This is a genomic window from Variovorax boronicumulans NBRC 103145 (assembly GCF_001591345.1).
Taxonomy (GTDB): Bacteria; Pseudomonadota; Gammaproteobacteria; order Burkholderiales; family Burkholderiaceae_C; genus Variovorax; species Variovorax boronicumulans.
Genome location: NZ_BCUS01000248.1, coordinates 1 through 2,059, shown reverse-complemented (window position 1 = coordinate 2,059; position 2,059 = coordinate 1). Strand labels below are relative to the sequence as shown.

Annotated in this window: 2 protein-coding genes; one reads left to right on the top strand and one right to left on the bottom strand. The window is 73.5% G+C overall.

The features are described 5' to 3' along the window. The coding region (locus VBO01S_RS31290; RefSeq protein WP_157627550.1) for a serine hydrolase domain-containing protein at positions 1–858 on the bottom strand (858 nt) is incomplete at its 3' end. 73 nt (positions 859–931) lie between these two features. Between VBO01S_RS31290 and VBO01S_RS31285 the strand changes: the two genes are divergently transcribed. Next, positions 932–2,059: ABC transporter permease (locus tag VBO01S_RS31285; protein ID WP_157627549.1), on the top strand; the 1,128-nt coding region annotated here is incomplete at its 3' end.

The following is a 2,059-nucleotide window of genomic DNA, read 5'->3' as shown; positions in this document are numbered from 1 at the left end:
GGCGAGGATGGCGCGGCTGAAGGCCAGCATGTCGGCGGCGGTCGAGCGCAGCGCGCTGGCGGGCGCGTAGGCATGCATGTCGAAGCGGCGCTGGCGCTGGTCGCCCGCGAACGGCGGCGCCATGCGCGAGGCCTTGTCGCCGAGCGGGATCACGGTGTCGTTCATGCCCAGCGGCTCGGTGATGCGCGCGCGCACCAGTTCGCCCCACGAGGTGCCGTAGCGCAATGCCAGCAGCTGCCCGAGCAGCGCCATGCCGAAGTTGCTGTAGCGCGCCTCGCACGGCGCCGCGGCGGCCGTGAGGTGGATGCGCGCGAGCGCGGCCCAGAACATCGGCAGGTCGAAGCTGCGGAACTGCTCGGCCAGCGCGGCGCCGCCAGTCACGCCGTCGGCCATCACGGGCAGGCAGCCGGTGTGCGTGACGAGCTGCCGCAGCGTGATCGACGCCACGGCGGGCGGCACGCCCTCGGCATGGCCGGCGAGCAGCTTGCCCACGCTGTCGTCGAGCGCCACGTCGCCGCGCTCCACGGCCTGCGCCAGCAACAGGCCGGTGAAGACCTTGGTGACCGAGCCGATCTCGAACATCGGCTGCTCCGCGCTGGCCGGCGCAATAGCGCGCGCCACCAGCGGCTCGGGGTTGTGGGCGATGCCGTAGGCGGCCTTGTCGCCGCGCAGCACGCCGACCACCAGCGTGCCGCGCTCGGCGCCGAGCGCGGTGCGGGCCAACACGGCCGGATCGCTGGCGAGCGAGAGCGGTGCGGACGGTGGTGCGAGTTGCGCACTCGCTGCGCCCGCCAGCCAGGGCACGAGAAGCCAGGGCGCCAGCCAGCGGCGGCACCAGGCGGAGGGCAGAAGCCGCATCGTCGGAATCCTCGGGCGTGAAGTCGTCATCGTCGAACAGACGCCATCCTGCCACGGCGGCCACAATGACCCCATGCGTGCATTGCTTTCGACTTTCTCCTGGCAGGAACTGCGCCACCACCCCTGGCGCAACGCGGCGGCCGTGCTGGCCGTGATGCTGGGCGTGGCGCTGGCGTTTTCGGTGCAGCTCATCAACGCGTCGGCGCTCGACGAGTTCTCCAGCGCGGTTCGCTCGGTGAACGGCCAGCCCGACCTCGAGGTGCGCGCCGCGCAGGGCAGCTTCGACGAGGCCGTGTTCGGCCGGCTCGCGCGCCGGCCCGAGGTGGCGCTGGCGAGCCCGGTGCTCGAGTTCCAGGGCCTTGCGCTGAGCGGCGACGGACGCCAGGTGCCGCTGCGCGTGATCGGCGTCGATGCGCTCGCGCTGCCCACCATCGCGCCCGCGCTGATGCCGCAGTCGGCGGCGGGTGCCGACCGCTTCGCGCTGTTCGCGCCCGGCCATGTGTTCCTCAACGCGGCGGCACGCCAGGCACTGCAGCTGCCATTACAGCCCGCGACCGGTGAAAGCCTGCAGCTGCGCAGCGGCGCCGCGTGGCAGCGCCTCGTAGTTTCGGGCCATGTGACGGCCGGCGGCGCGGCGCTGGCGGTGATGGACATCGCGGTCGCGCAGGAGCTGTTCGGCCCGCTCGGCCAGTTGAGCCGCATCGACCTGCGGCTGGCGCCGGGCACCGACCGCGCGGCCTTCGTGGCCGCGCTCGAGAAGTCGCCCGATTGGCCCGCGGGCCTGAAGTTCGCCGAGCCCGGCGATGCGGCCGAGCGCGTGAGCAACCTGTCGCGCGCCTACCGCGTCAACCTCACGGTGCTGGCGCTGGTGGCGCTGTTCACGGGGGCGTTCCTTGTGTTCTCGGTGCTCGCGCTCAGCGTGGCCAAGCGCGCGCAGCAGTTCGCGCTGCTCGGCGTGCTGGGCCTCACGCCGCGCGGACGGCTGCGGCTGGTGCTGGCCGAATCGCTGGTGCTCGGGCTGATCGGCAGCGCGGCCGGCCTGGCGCTCGGCACCGCGCTCGCGGCCTTCGCGCTGCGCGTGCTGGGCGGTGACCTCGGCGGCGGCTACTTCGAAGGCGTGGCGCCCCGGTTGCACTGGAGCAGTGGCGCCGCGCTGTTGTACGGCGGGCTCGGCGTGGTGGCCGCGCTGGTGGGCGGCTGG